Source organism: Hydrogenobacter sp. T-2 (assembly GCF_033971325.1).
Lineage (GTDB): Bacteria > Aquificota > Aquificia > Aquificales > Aquificaceae > Pampinifervens > Pampinifervens diazotrophicum.
Genome location: NZ_CP117180.1, coordinates 1,621,080 through 1,638,008 on the forward strand (window position 1 = coordinate 1,621,080; position 16,929 = coordinate 1,638,008).

General features: G+C 43.3%; 20 protein-coding genes. 7 read left to right on the forward strand and 13 right to left on the reverse strand.

The genetic code is table 11. The features are described from left to right. Nucleotides 1–26 precede the first annotated feature (26 nt). On the forward strand, nucleotides 27–719 hold the full coding sequence (locus IAE16_RS09320; RefSeq protein ID WP_323700566.1) for a hypothetical protein: 693 nt from the start codon (nucleotides 27–29) through the stop codon (nucleotides 717–719). Here the strand turns inward: IAE16_RS09320 and IAE16_RS09325 are convergent. The 8 genes from IAE16_RS09325 to IAE16_RS09360 form a co-directional block, all read right to left on the reverse strand. Next, nucleotides 716–3,199, reverse strand: a complete 2,484-nt coding sequence (locus IAE16_RS09325) for an AMP-binding protein (protein WP_323700567.1) — start codon at nucleotides 3,197–3,199, stop codon at nucleotides 716–718. The two genes, IAE16_RS09320 and IAE16_RS09325, sit on opposite strands and share 4 nt — an antisense overlap. Before the next feature lie 9 nt (nucleotides 3,200–3,208). Next, a complete protein-coding gene (yajC, locus tag IAE16_RS09330; protein ID WP_323700568.1) occupies nucleotides 3,209–3,550 on the reverse strand; it encodes a preprotein translocase subunit YajC in 342 nt (113 codons plus the stop codon). Between the two features lie 9 nt (nucleotides 3,551–3,559). Beyond that, a complete protein-coding gene (locus tag IAE16_RS09335; protein ID WP_323700569.1) occupies nucleotides 3,560–4,120 on the reverse strand; it encodes a murein hydrolase activator EnvC family protein in 561 nt (186 codons plus the stop codon). Then, nucleotides 4,083–5,606, reverse strand: a complete 1,524-nt coding sequence (locus IAE16_RS09340) for an NAD(P)H-hydrate dehydratase (RefSeq protein WP_323700570.1) — start codon at nucleotides 5,604–5,606, stop codon at nucleotides 4,083–4,085. The genes IAE16_RS09335 and IAE16_RS09340 overlap by 38 nt, the downstream gene beginning before the upstream one ends. After that, nucleotides 5,603–6,676 carry a tetratricopeptide repeat protein gene (locus tag IAE16_RS09345; RefSeq protein WP_323700571.1) on the reverse strand — a complete coding sequence of 358 codons (1,074 nt, stop codon included), beginning with the start codon at nucleotides 6,674–6,676 and terminating at the stop codon, nucleotides 5,603–5,605. The genes IAE16_RS09340 and IAE16_RS09345 overlap by 4 nt, the downstream gene beginning before the upstream one ends. A gap of 13 nt (nucleotides 6,677–6,689) precedes the next feature. Beyond that, nucleotides 6,690–7,391: an SWIM zinc finger family protein gene (locus tag IAE16_RS09350; RefSeq protein ID WP_323700572.1), complete on the reverse strand. Its 702-nt coding sequence runs from the start codon at nucleotides 7,389–7,391 to the stop codon at nucleotides 6,690–6,692. Further along, entirely contained in the window at nucleotides 7,381–7,950 is a 570-nt protein-coding gene (locus tag IAE16_RS09355) for a hypothetical protein (RefSeq protein ID WP_323700573.1), read from the reverse strand. The genes IAE16_RS09350 and IAE16_RS09355 overlap by 11 nt, the downstream gene beginning before the upstream one ends. Before the next feature lie 63 nt (nucleotides 7,951–8,013). Further along, a complete protein-coding gene (locus tag IAE16_RS09360; protein WP_323700574.1) occupies nucleotides 8,014–8,586 on the reverse strand; it encodes a UbiX family flavin prenyltransferase in 573 nt (190 codons plus the stop codon). Between the two features lie 38 nt (nucleotides 8,587–8,624). On the opposite strand from IAE16_RS09360, the gene accC reads away from it, so the two are divergent. Genes accC through IAE16_RS09380 form a run of 4 tightly spaced genes read left to right on the forward strand, consistent with a single transcriptional unit; the run spans nucleotide 8,625 to nucleotide 12,534 of the window. Next, nucleotides 8,625–9,956 (forward strand): acetyl-CoA carboxylase biotin carboxylase subunit, encoded by a 1,332-nt coding sequence (gene accC / locus IAE16_RS09365; RefSeq protein WP_438617123.1) that lies wholly within the window; start codon nucleotides 8,625–8,627, stop codon nucleotides 9,954–9,956. Then, entirely contained in the window at nucleotides 9,953–10,897 is a 945-nt protein-coding gene (locus IAE16_RS09370; protein ID WP_323700575.1) for a DNA polymerase III subunit, read from the forward strand. Before accC ends, IAE16_RS09370 begins: the two co-directional genes overlap by 4 nt. Next, nucleotides 10,872–11,738 carry a PSP1 domain-containing protein gene (locus IAE16_RS09375; RefSeq protein WP_323700576.1) on the forward strand — a complete coding sequence of 289 codons (867 nt, stop codon included), beginning with the start codon at nucleotides 10,872–10,874 and terminating at the stop codon, nucleotides 11,736–11,738. Before IAE16_RS09370 ends, IAE16_RS09375 begins: the two co-directional genes overlap by 26 nt. Next, nucleotides 11,713–12,534 (forward strand): radical SAM protein, encoded by an 822-nt coding sequence (locus IAE16_RS09380; protein ID WP_323700577.1) that lies wholly within the window; start codon nucleotides 11,713–11,715, stop codon nucleotides 12,532–12,534. The genes IAE16_RS09375 and IAE16_RS09380 overlap by 26 nt, the downstream gene beginning before the upstream one ends. Here IAE16_RS09380 and IAE16_RS09385 read toward each other — a convergent pair. Further along, nucleotides 12,509–12,931 carry a septal ring lytic transglycosylase RlpA family protein gene (locus IAE16_RS09385; RefSeq protein ID WP_323700579.1) on the reverse strand — a complete coding sequence of 141 codons (423 nt, stop codon included), beginning with the start codon at nucleotides 12,929–12,931 and terminating at the stop codon, nucleotides 12,509–12,511. The genes IAE16_RS09380 and IAE16_RS09385 overlap by 26 nt on opposite strands. Before the next feature lie 90 nt (nucleotides 12,932–13,021). On the opposite strand from IAE16_RS09385, the gene IAE16_RS09390 reads away from it, so the two are divergent. Together IAE16_RS09390 and IAE16_RS09395 are read left to right on the forward strand one after the other, a co-directional pair. Then, the gene (locus tag IAE16_RS09390; RefSeq protein WP_323700580.1) at nucleotides 13,022–13,294 is read left to right on the forward strand and encodes an acylphosphatase; all 273 of its coding nucleotides are present in this window, start codon (nucleotides 13,022–13,024) and stop codon (nucleotides 13,292–13,294) included. Next, nucleotides 13,263–14,675 carry a LysM peptidoglycan-binding domain-containing protein gene (locus tag IAE16_RS09395; protein ID WP_323700581.1) on the forward strand — a complete coding sequence of 471 codons (1,413 nt, stop codon included), beginning with the start codon at nucleotides 13,263–13,265 and terminating at the stop codon, nucleotides 14,673–14,675. Before IAE16_RS09390 ends, IAE16_RS09395 begins: the two co-directional genes overlap by 32 nt. Here IAE16_RS09395 and upp read toward each other — a convergent pair. Genes upp through dapA form a run of 4 tightly spaced genes read right to left on the reverse strand, consistent with a single transcriptional unit; the run spans nucleotide 14,659 to nucleotide 16,912 of the window. After that, complete coding sequence (gene upp / locus IAE16_RS09400) at nucleotides 14,659–15,285, reverse strand: uracil phosphoribosyltransferase (protein WP_323700583.1); 627 nt, start codon at nucleotides 15,283–15,285, stop codon at nucleotides 14,659–14,661. The two genes, IAE16_RS09395 and upp, sit on opposite strands and share 17 nt — an antisense overlap. Then, nucleotides 15,266–15,640: a RusA family crossover junction endodeoxyribonuclease gene (locus IAE16_RS09405; protein ID WP_323700584.1), complete on the reverse strand. Its 375-nt coding sequence runs from the start codon at nucleotides 15,638–15,640 to the stop codon at nucleotides 15,266–15,268. The genes upp and IAE16_RS09405 overlap by 20 nt, the downstream gene beginning before the upstream one ends. Next, nucleotides 15,637–16,029, reverse strand: a complete 393-nt coding sequence (locus IAE16_RS09410) for a DUF4149 domain-containing protein (RefSeq protein WP_323700586.1) — start codon at nucleotides 16,027–16,029, stop codon at nucleotides 15,637–15,639. Before IAE16_RS09410 ends, IAE16_RS09405 begins: the two co-directional genes overlap by 4 nt. Further along, a complete protein-coding gene (gene dapA, locus IAE16_RS09415) occupies nucleotides 16,022–16,912 on the reverse strand; it encodes a 4-hydroxy-tetrahydrodipicolinate synthase (protein ID WP_323700587.1) in 891 nt (296 codons plus the stop codon). Before dapA ends, IAE16_RS09410 begins: the two co-directional genes overlap by 8 nt. Nucleotides 16,913–16,929: the final 17 nt, after the last annotated feature.

The window sequence follows — 16,929 nt, forward strand, 5'->3', positions numbered from 1 at the left end:
CAAGCTCTTGGGTTATATTTATTAGCATGGGTTATGTTATCAACACCATAGAAGACCTTGAGAGGATACTCAGAGAAAATCCAGAGTGGCGTGAGAGAATAAGAAGTCTAATACTGGAAGAGGAACTAAGAAGGCTTCCTGCAAGGTTTGAAAGGTTTGTAGAAGAAGAGTTCAGACCACTGAAGGCGGACGTGGAGGTGCTGAAGGAAGATATGAAAGTGGTCAAGAGCGATGTGGAAGTGCTAAAGAGCGATGTGGAGATTCTCAAGAAAGACGTCGCTATCCTTAAGATAGATGTGGCAAAGCTAAGAGGAGAAAGTTTTGAAAGAAAGGTTAGAGAAAACGCACCTGCCTTCCTTGGTAGAGTTATAAGAAGACTAAGACCTATAGACAAGTTTACCCTTGCGGACATACTGGACGATGCTATAGATAGTGGTCTTATAGACGAAGACATGAAAGACTTTGCTCTAAAGGTTGACTTTGCTGGCAAAGGAAGGCTCAAGGAAACTGGAAAGGAGGTTCATGTAGCCCTTGAGGCAACTTTGACTCTTTATCCAGAGGATGTGGAAAAGGTCTTCAAGAGGGCTATGATAATCTCAAAGGCGGTAGGACAAGAAACCATTCCTGTGGTAGTTTATCTAAACGCAAAGGAGGAAGCCCTTTCCCTCGCAGAAGAGATAGGCGTTTTGGCAGTAAAGACTGTGGCGGAAGAAGCCTAAGAGAGTAGTCTTTCAATTTCCTTTCTTGTCTCTTCTACGATTTCTTCGTAGCTCTTTCCTTGAGGTTTTATAGGCTTTCCGAAGACCACCTCTATCTTTGCAGGTTTTGGAAACTTATCGTATAGAGACAGGGATTGGTAAGTCCCTTTTATAGCGGTAGGCACCACAGGAACCTCAAGCTCCTTGCTAAGTATGGCAAAGCCCTTTCTAAAGGGTAGAAGTTTTCCATCCCTCGTCCTTGCTCCTTCTGGAAAGATAACCACTACCTTACCAAGCCTCAAAGCCCATGCGGTTTTTTGAAGAGACTCTTTTAGCCTTTTGTCCAAGTTAACCGTTATCACATGGGCAAGCCTGCCAAAAACTGCACTCAAAGGATTTCTAAAGTATTCTTCCGCTCCAAGGAAGTAGGTTTTGAGGGCTATATCTTGTGGCAGTGCACAAGCCAATACAAAACCATCTAAATAGCTGGCATGATTTGGTGCAATTATAAAAGGTGGTTCAGGCAAGTTTTCAAGCCCATGAACCTCAAGGCGGTTGTATAGTTTAAAAAAGGTCTTGAGAATTAACCTGCCCGTGCTAAAGGCAAAAGTATACTCTTTTAACTGGTATGGCTTTCCTTTGAGGAGTATATCCTTCCAATGGACTTCTGAAAGCTCAAGTTTCTCCTTCCCTTCAGATACAAGCCTTACCACATCCTGCACCCTGGGATTGTTTATTAGGTCTTCTTCCCACAGGGAGACCCCAAAGGTAGATTCAAGAAAGCTCAGAAACTCCACCTTTCCTAAGGAGTCTAATCCAAGGTCAAGCTCAAGATGGTGGTATCCTTTTACTTCTCTTTGAGTTAGCCCTCGTAAAAAGGACCTTATAGTCTGACCCTCTTGAGTGTTCATTATATGGTCTTCCTGTCCCTCTTTGCTATAGGATTCTGTGGACTGATATATCTGAGGAAGTAAAAACCTCCTTAGTTTTCCAAGTCTTGTCTTTGGAAGCTCTTCCTTCACCACCCTAAACCCTGTTATCCTTTTCCATTCTGGAAGTTTCTGGTTTACCCGGTCTATGACCTGCCAGCGGACAAACTCCTCTATGTTAACAATACCCTCTTTCCTCAAAGTTTCAAAGTCTGGCAGGACAAGAGCCTTTACTGTTCCATCCACCTCAAGCACCGCTACTTCCCTTATAGCCCTTCCCTCTCTCATTATCAGAGCTTCCAGCTCTTCAGGGTTTACCTTCTTCCCACCAGAAAGCACAAGAATCTCTTTTTTTCTGCCTGTTATGTATAGATAGCCCTCCTTGTCAAGGTATCCAAGGTCTCCAGTGAGAAGCCAACCGTCCTTGAAAGCCCTCTGTGTCTCCTCTGGTTTTTTGTAATAGCCCTGCATTACGTTCACACCGCGCACAAGCACCTCTCCCTCTTCGCTAATCTTTACATAAACCTCCTCTATTGGCAGTCCTACAGAGCCGAGTTTAGGCTTTTGAGGCGGATTAAAGGAGACTATTGGAGACGTTTCTGTAAGACCGTAGCCTTCAAGGATGGTAAAGCCAAGCCTGTTTAGGTCAAGGGCTATTTCAAGAGGAAGTTTTGCCCCTCCGCTTACCATGTATTTTATCTTCCCTCCCAAAGCTCTGTGAGCCTTCACAAAGACCAGCTTCCTGAGACCTCTTGTCATGTAGGGTGAGAGCATAAAGAGTAGCCTACCTATAGCGTTGGCTCTTAGACCTTCCATCATTCTTTGATGTAAGAGCTGATAAAGCCTTGGAACACCTACAAGGATTGTAATCTTGTGTTCTCTTAAGGCTTTGAGGAGTTCTTCTGAGCTTAGTTTTTCTATGAAGACCACCGTTGCACCAAGATACAAAGGCACAAGCAAAGTAACCATAAGAGGATAGGAATGATGAAATGGCAAAAGGGCAAGAGTTCTGTCTTCTTTTCCTGCCACACCCACCTTCTCTATAGCCCTTATGTTAGAAAGCAGGTTCTTAAAGCTAAGCATAACACCCTTTGGCTGTCCAGTAGTGCCAGAGGTGTAAAGAATTAGGGCGGTTTCGCTCAAGCTCCTACTCATGGACTTTCCATGAGGTTTTGGAAGTATCAGAGCATCAAAGTTGTAAAAAAGAGGCTCTATTCCAGACCTTTGAAGGGCTTTTTTGACAGAGCTTTCCGTTTGCTGTGAACAAAAAACTACTGCAGGTTCTGTTTCTTTTAGGATGTATAGTATTTCGTCCACACTTGACATAAAGTCCACAGGAACTACCACCCCTCCCCTTTGCCACGCACCGTAGAGGGCATAAACCCACTCAGGTCTGTTTTCGGAGCATACAAGAACCCTCTCACCGGGTAGGATATCCACAAGGGTTGCGAAGGAAGAGATATTTTCTATAAGCTCGCTGTAGCTTATGCTTTGTTTACCCTTCACAAGAGCGGTTTTGCGGTGGTCTTCCAACTCTGGAAGAATTACCCCCTCCTCCAGCAACAGCTTCATAGAAAAAATTTATTCTTCCTTCTCTCTTTCTTCTTTCTTGTAGCCTGGCTGGTAGTGAGATATGGCTTCCTTTGTGAAGGTTATCCTTGTGTTGGCATCCACCTTAAGAGTTATTGTATCGTCCCCTATCTCCACCACCGTGCCCCATATACCGCCTGTGGTTACAACCCTATCACCCTTTTTGAGGTTTGCCAAAAATTCTTGATGCCTTTTCCTTGCCTTGCTCTGCGGTCTTATGAGGAGAAAGTAAAAAAGAGCAAAAAGGGCTATAAAGAATATAAGTTGGAAAAGGAGTGCTCCTACTGGGCTTGAACCGTGTCCTGTTTGCTGTGCAAAGGCTATGTCTATCATAATAGTTTATTATATCATAAGCTCAAAGTTTACTGGTCTTCCCTCTTGGTCTCTAACCTCAAAGAGGATACCGCAACTATCCCCAGAGTTCCCTACCCTACCCAAAGGCTGTCCCCTTTTTACCGTCTCTCCTCTCTTTACCAGCGAACCGCCTGCCCTTGCATACACATACACATAGCCATCTCCTGAGTCTACCATAACCACCCAACCCATATTCCTTATGTCATCCCCAGCATACAAAACTCTACCGTTGCTCACAGACCTAAAAAACTCATCGCAGGAAGTGGTAATAAAATATCCTCTTTCGGTGCGTGCAATTTTACCCCTCACAGGCATAGCAACTCTGAGAGTTCCTCCTTGAGGTTTCAAAGGCTGTGGGCTTTGTGCTTCTTTTGGAGTTTCTCCTTGAGGTTTTGTAGTAGGCTCTCCCCTTTGCTGAGTAGTTGGCTTTGTTTCTTGAGGACTTTGTGTCTTTCTAACCTCCCTTTGAGGACTTTTGTCCCTTATCTCAATCTGCACTATGCCACAGGCACTAAGGAATGTAAGTAAGAGAAAGACTATAGGCTTCATTCTCTATTAGATTATAGGCACTTGGAAGCTCTTCCACAAGGTCAAGGGCTCTTAGACTTTCTCTGTGTCTCTTGCTTTCCGCTATCTCACCTGCAAGACCGTGCAAGAAAACACCCAACTTCAAAGCTTCCTCTGTTGGTATACCTCTTCCAAGAAACGTGGTAAGGACGCCTGCAAGCACATCACCCACACCACCCTTTGCCATGGCAGGCGTGCCTCTTGTGGAAAGGAAAACTCTACCCTCTGGAGTAGCTATAACAGTCCTTGAGGACTTAAGAACCAGATAGCAGGCATACTTTACCGCAAACTCTTGAGCCACCTCTAAGAAGTTTTCCAAGATGTGGTTTTTTTCAAGACCTGTTAACCTTTGGAACTCACCCACATGCGGAGTAAGCACCGTTGTGCCTTCTCTTTCTTTCAAGACTTCTACTCCCAAGTCCGCAAGGTTGTTTAGAGCATCCGCATCCAAAAGCAAAGGCTTTTTAACATGCAAGAGGAGCTCCTTTATTATCTGTCGTCCCTCCTCATACCTATCCATACCCATACCTAAGCCAATGGCAGAAAACCTCTCTTGAATTTCTAAAACCTGCTTTATAGCCTCAAGGGAAAGCCTCTTTTGACCCTTTAGAGGAATGCTCATCTCTTCCACAAGGCTTGTTTCAAAGATGTGGTTTAGACCCTCTGGCACGCCCACGCTCACAAGCCCAGCACCCGCCCTTGTGGAGGCTTTGGCACTCATAATAACCGCACCCGTCTTTCCTACGCTCCCACCCACCAAAAGCACATGACCCATAAGCCCCTTGTGAGCGTTTGCAGGTCTATTAGGCACTTTTACCCTTGTGAGTAGCTCTGTTTTTATGTCCTGTGCAAGCCACTGAGGTATGCCAATATTTGCCACATATAGCTTTCCACAGCGTAGGCTAACAGGATGCAAAAGATGACAAGGCTTTGGAAATTGAAAGGTTATGGTAATAGTTCCTCTCACTGATGGCTCGTATTCCTTTGGACTATCCGCAGAAAGCCCAGAGGGAATGTCTACGCAAACCACAGGAAGCCCGCTCTTGTTTATAAGCTCTATCCACCTTATGGCTTCACCCCTAACGGGAGGCTCAAAGCCCGTGCCAAAGAGAGCATCCACCACAAGGTCAAATTCAGAAAAGCTAACCTCCCTTGCTGGCTCAAGCCCAAGCCTTCTCAAAATCTCAAGTTGAAGCCTTGCATCCCCCTTTAGGTCTTCACCAAGTGCAAGCACATAAGAAACCCTATAGCCCAGCAGATGCAAATGCCTCGCTACCACAAGCCCATCGCCCCCATTGTTTCCCTTGCCTGCAACCACCAAAACCCTCTTGGCACTTGGAAACTCCCTTCTTATGACCTCCACCACCGAAAGCCCCGCCTTTTCCATAAGCAAGAGAGAGGGAATACCCAGCTCCTCTATAGCCCTTCTGTCTATCTCCTGCATCTGCTTGGCTTTGACTATTTTCATTTCCTTTTCTGTGAACCCTTCTTGGGAGCTTGCTCTTGCTGTTGAGGAGTTTCTTCTTGCTTTTGAGAATCCTTAGCCTCAGCCACAAGCCTTTTAACACCGTCCCAGCTTTTTGCCTCCTCTACCGCCTTTAAAAGCTCACTGTCCCCTTTAGAAATCTCCTCAATGTAAGCCCTAAGCTCAGGTCTAATTAGCAAAATGGCAGATATGTATTCTATAGCATTAGAATTGTTATATCCCATTCTCTTACCAAGCTCATAAGCCATGTAAGCATACTCAAGAGATTTTTTGTAGTCTCTCATATCAAAGTAGAGGTAGGTAAAGTAATTGTATCCCACAAATTCCCAATAGCTATCTCCCACTCTTTTAACCCTCTCCAAGCCCTCAGAAAGCAATTCCTCTGCAAGTTTGTAGTTTTTCATTTTCCTATAAATATTCCCAAGGTTTAGCATCCTTCTACCAGCACCATGAAAGTCTCCGCTCTTTTCCGCAAGCTCTATTGCCTGTTTTAAATACCTCTCCGCATTTTTGTAGTCTCCAAGTTTGTCATAGACAATTCCTATGTTATTCAAGGTTGGAGCTTTTTCTCTTGGGTCATCCTTTAGGTTCAAAGACCTCATATAGTATTCAAGGGCTTTTTGGTAGTCGCCTTTGTTCTCGTATATAAGAGCTATGTTATTGAGTGCTATTGCCTCTCCCCTTCTATCCCCCATCTTTCTTGAAAGGCTCAAGTGTCTCATATGATACATAAGAGCAGTGTCAAGGTCTCCAAGTCTACTGTAAACCAGCCCCAAGCGGTTGTAAGCGGTTGAAAGCTCTTCGTCGTTCCTTGCCAGTCTTTCCAAAGCCTGTGCATGCTCCAGAGATTTCTGAAAGTCTCCAACTTCGTAGTAAGCCCTTGTCAAGCACAAGTGAGCCCAGTAGCTATTGGGATTTCTTCTGATTAGCTCCTGTCCTACTTGCACTGCCCTTGAGTAGTCTCCGGCATTTACAAGGCTTCTACATAGCTCTTCGTTAATGGCAAAGGCACTGCTCCACACAAAAAGCAAGGCAAAAAGCAGTTTTTTCATGGCTTGACTTCCTTTATAAAGTTTCACCTAAAAATGTTAATACAAAAGGATTTTCCCTAAGACTTATATCCTTCTCAATAGCCTTCCTGAGAACCTCTTTGTCCTTTTCCTCAAAAGTTTTTAGCACCTTTGCATGGCTACCTATTGGAAAATATTCATCAAAGGCATTGTAAATATCCAAAAAGAACCTTGCTCTGTCTCCACTTTCCAACCTTTCAACAAAAGGAACAATCAAATCATCAATCCTAAAATCTTCATAATAGCCATCCGCTACTTCTTTACAGAAATCCACAAGAGACTTCCATACACTATCCTTGTCAGTATTTTGCACTATATACAGCCACTCATCCTCATCAAAACTCAAAAATCCAGTGTTTTCAAGCTCCCTCAAAAGGTTTTTCATAAAAGTCTTAAGGTTTGGTTCTTTTCGCCTCTTTCCCTCCCCTTTATGCAACAAAAGAGCAACCGCATGCTTACAAAACTCCCCATAAGGACAAGTGCAGTTTGTATATAAATCACCATCCAAGTAAACCACTTCCACGCTGTAAAGCTCATTACCATAAACCTCACCATAAAGGTAGTTAGGATTTAAAAACTCCTTATTTACCACCAGCCCCTGTTTTGCATAGTTAATTCCCCTCTTTACCACACGCTCATCAAAATACTCCTCAATTAACTCTAAAAGCTCCTCCTCTTTTATATCCTTAAGAGACATAGCCCGCCCAATAGTATACTATAAGCCTCTTTTGGGTTTTGAGGTCTCTTTTTTTGAAAACCTCTTGGTCGCTCTGGTCTGCCCTTTTGGAAAGTGGCACATGCTCGTAGATGAGAATTGTTTCAAAAAAGCGGTCTGTAAGAGTTATTCTCAATTCTCCAAAATCCCATTCTATATTTTCATCTATTCCTCTACTTACTTGTGTTGGATCCCCATATTTTAGCTTTAGATGTTTATACAGCACTTCAAAATCACCACTATACATATTAAATGGAAAAATGTAGTCTATCTTAAAGAGCTTGCCTTCAAAAAACCAAAAGGTAGCACTTTGCAAGCCGTCCACAGGCAAGCCTTTTACCCCTACCCCCTCAATATTAGGGCTTACTATATCACCCTTTATTATCCTATAGCCACTATCCACAACCCTTCCACCCTCTTTTTTTATCACTTGCAGGGTCTCTTCCTTTGTAGACACTCCCAGCTTTAAGCCAAAGGGCTCTGGCGTATTCTGAGCCATCACAAGGCTAACAAAAGCCAAAAGCAAAAGGAGAAACTTCATAGCCTACCTCCTGTGAGTTTCTACAAAGAATATTAAACCCTCCATTAGGCTAAATTTCTGACACTACTCCCTCCACCTTCTGTATAGGTTATGCTCTATCCTCAGACTATCAAGCACTTTACCCACCACAAAGTCTACAAGCTCTTGCAGGCTTTTGGGTCTGTGATAAAAACCCGGGCTTGCGGGCATGACTATTGCACCTGCTTGTGAAACTTCAAGCATGTTTTTAAGATGAATCAAAGAGTAGGGTGCTTCTCTTACCAACAAAACAAGAGGAACTCTTTCCTTTAGTGCAACTTCGCATACTCTGTGGATAAGGTTTTGGTTAGTCCCACAGGCTACATGAGAGAGGGTGCTCATGGAGCAGGGTGCTACCACCACACCCCTATAAAAGATAAGCCTTGAGCCACTGGCTACTGGATTGGCTATGTCCTTTTCTGGAATGAGCCTTACCTTTGGAAACTCCCTGAGTATCTCTGCCTTGGTTAGGTCAAGCTCTTGCTTTAGAACCACCCAGCCAGAAGAGGAGACTATAAGGTCTATCTCAAAGTCCATTGAACTTAGAACCTGTAAGAGCCTATAGCCATATATGGCACCGCTTGCTCCTGTAATGCATACTACTATCTTGTTTGACATGTGAAAATTGTATAGCCTTTGTGTGTAAAATAGTCTTGATGCAAAGCCTTCTTATAGCCAATAGAGGTGAGATAGCGGTTAGAGTTATAAGAACCGCCAAAGAAATGGGCATAAGGACTATAGCCATATACTCAGAAGCGGATGCAAACAGCATGCACGTAAAACTTGCAGACAAAGGCATATGCATAGGACCTCCAGAACCCTCAAAGAGCTATTTAGACACGCCCAGAATAATGTCTGCCCTTGAGGTCTCGGGTGCAGATGCGGTCCACCCGGGATACGGCTTTTTGTCAGAAAACCCCAAGTTTGCAGAAATAGTTAGGGCGAGTGGTAAGATCTTTGTGGGTCCTTCTGCGGAAACCCTTGAACTAATCGGTGATAAAGTAAAGGCAAAAGAGGTGGCAAAAAAGGTTGGACTTCCCCTTGTGCCGGGAAGCGATGGACCTGTGGACTTTCAGAAGGCTCTTGAGGTGGCAAGCAAGATAGGTTATCCAATAGTTATAAAAGCCGCCGCAGGTGGAGGAGGAAGAGGCATAAGAGTTATAAACAACGAAAAGGAGCTAAGGGAGAAATTACCTTTAGCCATGCAGGAGGCACAAGTAGCCTTTGGAGATGGAAGAGTATACATTGAAAAGTATCTCATAAACCCCAAACACATAGAAATCCAAGTCCTTGCAGACAAATATGGAAAGGTGCTTACCCTCGGAGAAAGGGAGTGCTCCATCCAAAGAAGACATCAAAAACTCATAGAAGAAGCTCCAAGTTCTTATCTTACAGAAGAAAAGAGAAGAGAAATGGAAGAACTTGTGGCTGAATTTTGCAGAGAGATAGGATATGAGGGTGCAGGCACGGTGGAATTTCTTGTAGACCAAGAGGGCAACTTCTATTTTATGGAGATGAACGGACGCATACAGGTAGAGCATCCTGTCACGGAGATAGTCTATGGCATAGACTTGGTAGAGTGGCAGATAAGAATAGCAAGGGGTGAAAAATTAAACATACAAAAGCCAGAAAGAAGAGGCTACGCCATAGAGTGTAGAATAAATGCGGAGGACCCAAATACCTTTTTACCCTCTCCTGGCATGGTAGAAGAGTTATATCTCCCAGGAGGCTATGGTGTTAGGGTAGACACTCACCTATACTGTGGCTACTCTGTGCCACCCTATTATGACTCTCTCCTTGCCAAGCTCATATGCTGGGGGCAAACAAGAGAAGAGGCTATAAAGAGGTCTATAAGAGCCCTTGAGGAGTTTAGAATATCTGGCAGTGGACTAAAGACCAACATAGAATTTCACAAGAGGGTTCTCTCCAGTAGAGAATTCCAACAGGGAAAACATCACATAAGGTTTGTAGAAGAGCTTATGATATGAGGGAGAGGTTCAGACAATTCTTAAGTAGACTCTTTTACCAAAGACGTGTGCCAGCATCACTTCTAATGTATGGAAAGGAAGGCATAGGAAAAAGGGATATAGCCTTTGAATTTGCAAGTTCCCTTTTGTGTCTACAAGAAAAATACCCACCCTGTGGAGAGTGTGAGTCTTGCTTCCATATGAAGGACTTTAAAGAGAAAAAGGAAGAGGAGTTAGCCTTCTACGGAGAGGACAAGAGAGGTAAAAAGGTTTATCTCTACCTCCAAGGAGACCACCCAGACTTTATATACCTCAAGCCAGAAAAGGCTGAGATAAAGATAGACCAAATAAGAGGCGTTAAGGACTTTGTATATCTTAAACCCGCCCTATCTAAAAGAAAGGTAGTTCTTATAGAGCCTGCGGATGCTATGAACATGCAGGCACAGAATGCCCTTTTGAAGGTTCTTGAAGAGCCTCCCGAGGATACCCATTTTCTCTTGGTAGCCAACAAGCTCCAAAAAATACTGCCTACCATAAAATCCCGCAGCTTTCTCCTTGAAGTTCCACCGTTGAGCGAAGAAGAATTGAAAGAAAAAACAGGAATAGATGACCCACTAATCCTTGAACTTTCTGAAGGAAGCCTTGAGATAGCTCTGAAGTTAAAGGAGGACATAGAGCTAATAAACACCGCAAAGGCTTTGCTTGAAGGCGATATACTTACACTATACAAAAAAGCCCTTGAGGTAGAAAACTGGGAATATGAGAGACAAGCCTTGCTTTTGAAAGTTATCATAAGCCTGCTTCACAAAAAATATTTGGAAACAAGGCAAGAGGTTTACCAGCAATCTCTTGACAAAGCGTCCATGGGGTTAGAATATTTAAGCAAAGGTATAAGGTTGAGCCTTTTGCTTTTTCAGCTTAGAGGAGGTGTGAATAATGTCTTACATAAAGGCAAAGTTTAAGGATACCAATAAGGTGCTTCAGGTTGAAGGTGTATGGGAAAAGGATGTATCCCGGGGCGAGCTTCTTGTAGTTCAATCAGAAAAGGGAGAGGAGGTGGTAAGGGTGCTTGGCACTTCAAAGGAGCCCTCTTCTTATAGAGCCATATTCCTTAGAAAGGCAAAAAGAGAAGACATACAGAGGATGGAAGAAAACGAAGAGAAAGCCAAGGAGGCAATGGCAGTATGCAAAAAGAAGATAATTGAACATGGGCTTGACATGAAGCTCATAAAGACCTACATACCCTTAGACAAGAGTAAGATATTCTTCTACTATACTTCCGACCATAGGGTAGACTTTAGGAACCTTGTCAGAGACCTTGCAAAGATATTCAAAAAAAGGATAGAGATGAGGCAGGTGGGAGTGAGAGACGCGGTGCAGATGCTCGGATGGGTTGGTGCATGCGGAGATATGCCTTGCTGTATAAGATTTCAGGAAGAGTTCCAGTCTGTGTCTTTACGCGATATAGAGGAGCAAAACCTCCCCCTATCGCCTCAGAAGTTTACAGGTCCTTGCGGAAGACTTATGTGTTGTTTGGTCTTTGAAAGGGAAAACTACCTCATAAAGTCCATACTACCCGAGGCAGGAAGTGAACTTTGCTACGGAGGCAAAGTCTACAAAGTTCTGCATGTTGACCCCATAAAGTGGAAGATAAGTCTTGTCTCAGAAGATTCAAAAAAGGAGATAGACTTAGAAGACGTATTGCCGGGGGGCTACGAAAAGGCTCTCAAACACTGCCAAACTTGTGGCGGTTGTTGTAGAAGGGCTTCTGTGGAAAATGAGGCTTTTGCAGGAATTGAGTAGTAATCTTAACAGGCTGTTTCTCCTTGAGCTTCATGACGGAAGTAGGGTTGAAGCAGTCTACTATAGAGGTGATACCCTCTGTATATCCACTCAAGTGGGTTGTGCAATAGGCTGTCCCTTTTGCCTTTCAGGTAAGGGTGGGCTTTTGAGAAACCTTTCTGCGGAGGAGATAATACTGCAATATGAACTTTTGAAAGATAGGCTTGAAATAAGAGGTATAGCCTTTGCGGGTATAGGTGAGCCTCTTATGAACTGGGAAGCGGTAAAGAAAGCCTTCTGGCACTTTAAGGCTTTGGGCTTGAGGGTGAGCTTCTACACAACAGGATACCCAGTTAAAAAACTTAGAGAGCTTTTAGCCTTACCTCATAGAGGAGTTAGCATATCTGTGCATTCTGTGAAAGAAGAAACAAGGAAAAGACTGCTTCCTTATGCTGGTAGTTTGGAAGATCTTATACAAACCTTAAGAGAAGAGCTTTCCAGTATGTCTTTGAGGAAGAGGAAAAAGATAAGCCTCGCTTACTTGCTTCTTAAAGGAGTAAACGATACGGAAGAGGAGCTGAAGGATTTTGCCATGCTTGTAAAATCCTTGGGAGTGAGTGCCACATTGTTGAGGTATAACCAAACAGTAGGCAAATTCAAGGATGTGGAGGACTGGGAGTATGAGAGAGCCTTTCTACTTTTGAAATCTTATGGCATAAGGGTTACGCTCTCCAACAGATTTAGAAAAGACCCTCTTGGAGGATGCGGGACGCTTGTAGCAAACAGAAACCCTACAATGTGTTTAGAAGGTCTCTAATAATCTCTTCGTGAACCTCCTCGCTAAGTTCATCACCCTTTACCGCACAGTAGAGGGGCATTACCTGAACCTTAGCTACACCTTGCCTTAGCATTCCTATCTTTTCCGCTGCGGATTTTGAGAGGTCTATTATTCTGCTCCTTTTGGCTGGTCCCCTATCTGTTACTACCACAACTACTTCTTCCCCATTACTGAGGTTCTTAACCAGTAGATAGGTTCCAAGGGGGTAATCTCTTGACGCTGCGGTAAACTTGTGCTTATTGAAAACCTCTCCTGAGCTTGTTTTCCTACCATGAAACTTTCCACCATACCAGCTTGCATAGCCCTCTTGAACCTTACAGTCCTGAGCGAGGGCAAAGGAAAAAAATAGCAAGGCTGTAAGTATGGCTGTTTTCATGAAAATACCTCCTGTAGGTTGTAGTTCTTTAATGATACTACATATCCTTTTGACTTTTCAACTGAGTTTTTCTGATGTAAAATTCTATAGATGATAGCTCTAAAAATATATGTAAGTGGTATAGTGCAAGGTGTAGGTTATAGGGCTTTTACAAAAAGGATTGCTCAGAGTTATGGTCTTACTGGTTGGGTTAAAAACTTGCCCGATGGAAGGGTTGAGGTTTTTGTTCAGGGAGATAAGGAGGTGGTATGGGAGTTTTTGAAACAACTTTGGGAGGGTCCTCCTGCGGGAAGAGTTGACCGCATGGAGATCCTCAAGGAGGTGCCAAGCCATGAGGAAAGGGATTTTACTATTAGGTATTAGTCTTAGCTTTTCCTTTGCCCTGGAATGTAAAAACTATAGGGTAAAAGAAGGGGACACTCTGGAAAGGATAGCCAGGAGAGAGGGAATAGATATAAACACCCTAAAGTCTGCCAACAGAGGTATTGATGAGAGAAGGCTAAGAGTTGGTCAAACAATATGCATACCAGTAAAAGCCACACAAGTAAGGTCTACAGAAAAATACGCCATATATGAGGTAAAGAGAGGAGATACTCTACAGAGGATAGCAAATAGCTTTGGTGTTGATGTAAAAACTCTTAAGGAATTTAATAACTTGAAAGATGATAGAATTGTGGAAGGTCAGAAGATAAGGATTCCTGCAAGAACAAGTGCTAATAGAATAGAAGGATCTACAATAGAAAATCATGATATCTACACAGTAAGAAGAGGTGGAAGGCTTGAGCATGTGGCACAAGCGACAGGTGTCCCTCTTAGAGATTTAGAAAGGCTCAATCCAGAGTTAAGGGGTAAATGGCTTCCTGCAGGCACAAAGGTGAGAGTGCCTAAGGGTAGCTTGCAAGCAAAAACAGAAGGGAGAGAAAGCCCAGGAGAAAAGTATGAGATTTATACCGTTAAAAGAGGTGGAAGGCTTGAGCATGTGGCACAGGCGACAGGTGTCCCTCTTAGAGATTTAGAAAGGCTCAATCCAGAGTTAAGGGGTAAATGGCTTCCTGCAGGCACAAAAGTAAAAGTGCCTGTAAGAGAAAGGCAATTGGCGGAGGCAAGAAGGAGGCAAGAAAATTATGATATATATAAAGTTAGGAGAGGAGGCAGACTTAGCGATGTTTCTAGGGTGACAGGCGTTCCGCTTAGGGAATTGGAAAGATTAAACCCAGAGCTAAAGGGTAAATTTTTAAGGGCTGGGACAGAGGTAAAAATTCCTAAGAGAGAAACCCTAACCGCAGAAGGACCAACACAGGATAGAAGACAGCAGGTCAGTAGGAGAGAGGAAAGGGCTGTATTAGCAGAGCCAGAGAGGGAGACGCCTACCATCTTAGCACCAAGAAATCTAAATATACCAATACCTGTTGAAGGTAAGGTTGTCAAAGTGCCAAAAGGTATAGAAATCTCTGCACCCTGCTCATCACCTGTAAGAGCTGTTGAAGAAGGCAGAGTAATTTATAGCGGAGGTGACCTACAGGCTTATGGAAATATGGTCATAGTTGAGCATGAAAACTTTATATCCCTGTATGCCTACAACGAGACAAATCTCGTTAGAAGAGGAGAGAGAGTAAGCAGGGGACAGGTTATAGCTAAAGTGGGCAAGAAAAACAACTCTGAAGAGTGCATACTAAGGTTTGAGCTGAGAAATAAGGAGGGTGTCCCCCTCGACCCAACAGAATACATTAGAGACCTTCAGTAAAGAGCCTATCACCTATATCTCCAACTCCTGGGACTATGTAGCCTGCGGGGTTTAGACCCTCATCTATGTTAAGAATAAAAAGGTCAACATCCGGATGTTCTGAAATTATCCTTTCAACTCCTTCAGGTGAGGCAACAAGGTTTAGAGATATGAGTCTTTTGGGCTTCAGAGGTTTTAATTCACTCAGGGCAAGGTTAAGAGTGCCTCCCGTCGCTAACATGGGGTCAAGCAAAACCACACATTTGCCTTCCAAGGATGGCAGTCTTTTGTAAAAGAGCTCTGCCTCTAAGTTTTGCTCCTTCCTTTTTATAGCTAAGAACCCTACCCCTGCACCCGGCAATGCCTGTAGAGCACCATTTAACAGAGGAAGACCAGCTCTAAGTATGCAAACAAACACAAAATCCTCTTCTTCCACAAACTCAAAATCCCCAACACCTGTAGGTGTCTCAATTCTTTCTACTCTTATAGGGATATCTTCAAATATTAGAGGCATGCTCATAAGGGCTATTTCCTCAAGAAGAGTTCTTAACTTATCTGGTGGAGTTTGTTTTTGCCTCACAATATTTAGCTTGTGCTTTAGTAATGGATTGTTAAGAACCCTCAGTGCCATAATTAAATTCTCCCAATCTTATTATGGTCCCTTGCAGACCTTTTACAACTTTCTTTATAGTTCTTACCTCGTATATCTGACTGTCGTTTTTTATCACGCCACCCCTTTCTAAGATATCCCACAGGCTTTTTAGCATATTGTCTATGTCTCTTCTCCTATGGTTAGGAAGCACAAGCTCCACATAAACTGACAGTTTACCTTCTAATGGCTCTCCTTTGTATTGCTCCCTTATCTCCCACAAAGCACTAACTTCCCAGTTTTTTACCCTTGGAGGTTTGAACACTCTGCCACCTCTTCTCCTTATATACCTATTGCTCTTAGGCACTGGAAGCATGGAAAGTCTCAATTCTATCATTTTCTCATAAGAACTATGCATATAAGAAGCGTAAGGAAAAGGCTCAGTAAATTCATACCCATGGATATACCATGCCACTTCATAAAGGCTTGATAGTCTACCATCTTTAGATTATGAGCGGTGGGAAGCACGTAAAAGATATGGAGTGCATGGGTTAAAGCGTTTACAAGAGCCAATCCGAATATTAGCTTACCGTATTTAAAGCCAAGTATTAAGGTAATAAGAGAAACTACAAGCCCAAGGCTAAAGTATACAGGGAAAACCTTCTCCACCACCACACCCGCCTGTTCTTTTTGAAGCACCTTAAAAAGAGTGGGAGCAATAAAGAAACTAAAGAAAGAGCCAAGCCCAAGGTATAGGGAGTTTATAAATAGCAAAAACTTAAGCATCTCTAACCACGGGAAGTTTGTATTTTTTAAGAGTTTGTATGAGCTTTTCTTCGTTTTCTGGCTTCATGGGACAAAGGGGAAGCCTGAACTCCTTTTCACACATTCCAAGAGCCCAGCAGGCGGTCTTTACAGGAATGGGATTCGTCTCTATAAAGAGCACTTTAAAGAGGTCAAAAAGGTAATAGTGCAGTTCCCTTGCCTTTTGAAAATCACCCTTTAGAGCATAGTCCACAAGGGCTTTCACTTCTCTCGGCATTATATTGTTGGCAACAGATACTACACCCTTTGCACCCAAAGCCATCATGGGTAAAGTAAGGGAATCGTCTCCAGATAGTATGGTAAAGTTTTCTCCTAAGAGCCTTTTTAGTTCAGAAATCCTGTCCATGCTTGGTGTAGACTCCTTTGAGCCTATTATGTTGGGACAGTCCTTTACAAGCCTGTATATTGTCTCTGGGGATATTTCCACTCCAGTCCTTGAAGGTATATTGTAGAGAATTATTGGAATGTCCACCTCATCCGCTACAGTTTTGAAGTGTTGGTATAGTCCCTCTTGGGTAGGTTTGTTGTAGTAGGGGACTACAAGAAGACAGGCATCCGCACCCACCCTTTTTGCATGAGATGTGAGCTCTATGGCTTCATGAGTGGCGTTTGCACCCGTGCCTGCAATTACCTTTATCCTTCCGTTAGCATACTTGACCGCATGCTCCACTACCCTCTCATGCTCTTCAAAGGTAAGAGTAGGAGACTCTCCAGTTGTCCCGCACACTAAAATAGCATCCGTGTGGTTGTTTACATGAAAGTCTATTAGGCTCTCAAGGGCTTTAAAATCAACCTCTCCGTCCTTAAAGGGTGTTATGAGAGCGACGATTGAACCTTGAAACATAAGAAAGATTATAACAT

Excerpts from the sequence above, each read along its gene's own strand:
- IAE16_RS09340 (WP_323700570.1), bottom strand. The coding sequence starts at position 5,606 with ATGAAAATAGTCAAAGCCAAGCAGATGCAGGAGATAGACAGAAGGGCT.
- IAE16_RS09345 (WP_323700571.1), bottom strand. The coding sequence starts at position 6,676 with ATGAAAAAACTGCTTTTTGCCTTGCTTTTTGTGTGGAGCAGTGCCTTT.
- IAE16_RS09395 (WP_323700581.1), top strand. The coding sequence starts at position 13,263 with ATGAGGAAAGGGATTTTACTATTAGGTATTAGTCTTAGCTTTTCCTTT.
- IAE16_RS09405 (WP_323700584.1), bottom strand. The coding sequence starts at position 15,640 with ATGATAGAATTGAGACTTTCCATGCTTCCAGTGCCTAAGAGCAATAGG.
- IAE16_RS09375 (WP_323700576.1), top strand. The coding sequence starts at position 10,872 with ATGTCTTACATAAAGGCAAAGTTTAAGGATACCAATAAGGTGCTTCAG.
- IAE16_RS09350 (WP_323700572.1), bottom strand. The coding sequence starts at position 7,391 with ATGTCTCTTAAGGATATAAAAGAGGAGGAGCTTTTAGAGTTAATTGAG.
- upp (WP_323700583.1), bottom strand. The coding sequence starts at position 15,285 with ATGGCACTGAGGGTTCTTAACAATCCATTACTAAAGCACAAGCTAAAT.
- IAE16_RS09410 (WP_323700586.1), bottom strand. The coding sequence starts at position 16,029 with ATGCTTAAGTTTTTGCTATTTATAAACTCCCTATACCTTGGGCTTGGC.
- IAE16_RS09320 (WP_323700566.1), top strand. The coding sequence starts at position 27 with ATGGGTTATGTTATCAACACCATAGAAGACCTTGAGAGGATACTCAGA.
- IAE16_RS09360 (WP_323700574.1), bottom strand. The coding sequence starts at position 8,586 with ATGTCAAACAAGATAGTAGTATGCATTACAGGAGCAAGCGGTGCCATA.
- dapA (WP_323700587.1), bottom strand. The coding sequence starts at position 16,912 with ATGTTTCAAGGTTCAATCGTCGCTCTCATAACACCCTTTAAGGACGGA.
- IAE16_RS09335 (WP_323700569.1), bottom strand. The coding sequence starts at position 4,120 with ATGAAGCCTATAGTCTTTCTCTTACTTACATTCCTTAGTGCCTGTGGC.
- accC (WP_438617123.1), top strand. The coding sequence starts at position 8,625 with ATGCAAAGCCTTCTTATAGCCAATAGAGGTGAGATAGCGGTTAGAGTT.
- IAE16_RS09380 (WP_323700577.1), top strand. The coding sequence starts at position 11,713 with ATGAGGCTTTTGCAGGAATTGAGTAGTAATCTTAACAGGCTGTTTCTC.
- IAE16_RS09390 (WP_323700580.1), top strand. The coding sequence starts at position 13,022 with ATGATAGCTCTAAAAATATATGTAAGTGGTATAGTGCAAGGTGTAGGT.
- IAE16_RS09370 (WP_323700575.1), top strand. The coding sequence starts at position 9,953 with ATGAGGGAGAGGTTCAGACAATTCTTAAGTAGACTCTTTTACCAAAGA.
- IAE16_RS09385 (WP_323700579.1), bottom strand. The coding sequence starts at position 12,931 with ATGAAAACAGCCATACTTACAGCCTTGCTATTTTTTTCCTTTGCCCTC.
- IAE16_RS09325 (WP_323700567.1), bottom strand. The coding sequence starts at position 3,199 with ATGAAGCTGTTGCTGGAGGAGGGGGTAATTCTTCCAGAGTTGGAAGAC.
- yajC (WP_323700568.1), bottom strand. The coding sequence starts at position 3,550 with ATGATAGACATAGCCTTTGCACAGCAAACAGGACACGGTTCAAGCCCA.
- IAE16_RS09355 (WP_323700573.1), bottom strand. The coding sequence starts at position 7,950 with ATGAAGTTTCTCCTTTTGCTTTTGGCTTTTGTTAGCCTTGTGATGGCT.